The sequence below is a fragment of the Mesorhizobium sp. P3_A9 genome, assembly GCF_056402975.1.
The window spans coordinates 1-1,468 of sequence record NZ_JBFUGJ010000666.1; the positions used below are offsets into that span (position 1 = coordinate 1).

Sequence of the window (1,468 nt, forward strand, 5' to 3'; positions counted from 1 at the left end):
TTCGTGTATGGTCGCCCGCAACAATACATGGGAGGGGAAAGAATGACACGAATAGCAAATCTGCTGGCCTCCGCCTTCATTGTGCTTATGCCCTTGTCTTCCGCCAATGCCGCCATGCCCGAAGCGGCAACCGCTTTGTTCGAGGCCAAGACCGTGGCCGCGCGCGACAGCGCCCTGTCGACGCTGGAGGCCGCCGCGCCGAAAGATCCGGCATCGGCCTATGCCGCCGGCGCCGGCGAGTTCTTCACCGCACTGGAGTTGCTCGCCAGCGGCCTGCACCGCCATGGTTTCGAGAGCCCGCAATCCTTCATGCTGCCGCTGATGCAGCTGCCGGTGCCGCCCAATCCAAACCCCGAGCCGCTGACTTATGAAGAGTTTCGCGCCATACTGGTCGCCTTCCGCGACCGGCTGGCAAAATCCGCCGCGACGCTGGGTTCGGTGCCGGCCGATGCCGATATCGGCATGGTCATCGATCTCACCCATGTCGGCATCGACCTCAACGAGGACGGCACCATCGCGCCAGATGAAAGCATGGCGGCGATCATGGCCGCGCTGTCGCGCGGCAGCATCTCGCAGGGCGATGCCGCGCCCGCACTGACCTTCCGCTTCGATCGCGCCGACGGCTACTGGCTGCAGGGTTATGCCGAGTTCCTGATCGCGCAGGCCGACTTCTGGCTGGCGCATGATTTCAAAAACACGTTCGACGACTCGTTCCACATGCTGTTCCCGCGCGCAAAATTGCCGCTGYAGGACATTCTCGTGCCGCCGCCCAGCGAGATGGGCTCAAACATCTTCTCCTCGGAATGGCGCATCGCCGATTTCATCTCGATGGTGCATCTCATCAACTGGCCGGTGGTCGAGCCGGAACGCCGCAAGGCGGCGCGCCAGGAATTGCTGGAAATGATCCGGCTGTCGCGCGAGGACTGGAAGGCGATCCGCGCCGAGACCGACAATGACCGCGAATGGCTGCCCGGCCCACAGCAGAAGGGCGAGAACCCGCTCACCGGCCTCGAAGTCGGCGAAGAGCAGGTGCAGGCCTGGCTCGCCACCTTGACCATGGCCGAGGACCTGCTCGAAGGCCGCGCGCTGCTGCCGCATTTCCGCATCACCGGCAAGGGCATCAACATGAAGCGCTTCTTCGACGAGCCGAAGACCTTCGACCTGGTGCTGTCGATCACCGGCCCTGGAATCGCGCCCTACCTGGAAAGCGGCAAGATCCTGACCAGCGAGGACTTCGACCAGATCCAGCGCGAGTTCGGCGGCGGCGGGTTTTTGACGTTCGCGCTGTGGTTTAATTGACGAAAGCTTGGGTTCCTCGCCCCCACGAACGTGGGGGAGAGGTGGCTCGGCGAAGCCGAGACGGAGCGGGGGCTGGCGCGACGTTTCACGTTCAGAGAAAGCCACCAGCGCCGCAGCCCCCTCTCCGACCGCTTCGCGGCCACCTCTCCCCCGCTTTACGGGGGCGAGG

1 protein-coding gene is annotated in these 1,468 nt (G+C 64.2%); it reads left to right on the forward strand.

The window, feature by feature from the left end; translation table 11 throughout:
- The first annotated feature begins 42 nt into the window (after positions 1–42).
- The gene (locus AC1DX0_RS35815) at positions 43–1,299 is read left to right on the forward strand and encodes a hypothetical protein (protein WP_477359216.1); all 1,257 of its coding nucleotides are present in this window, start codon (positions 43–45) and stop codon (positions 1,297–1,299) included.
- Positions 1,300–1,468 lie beyond the last annotated feature (169 nt).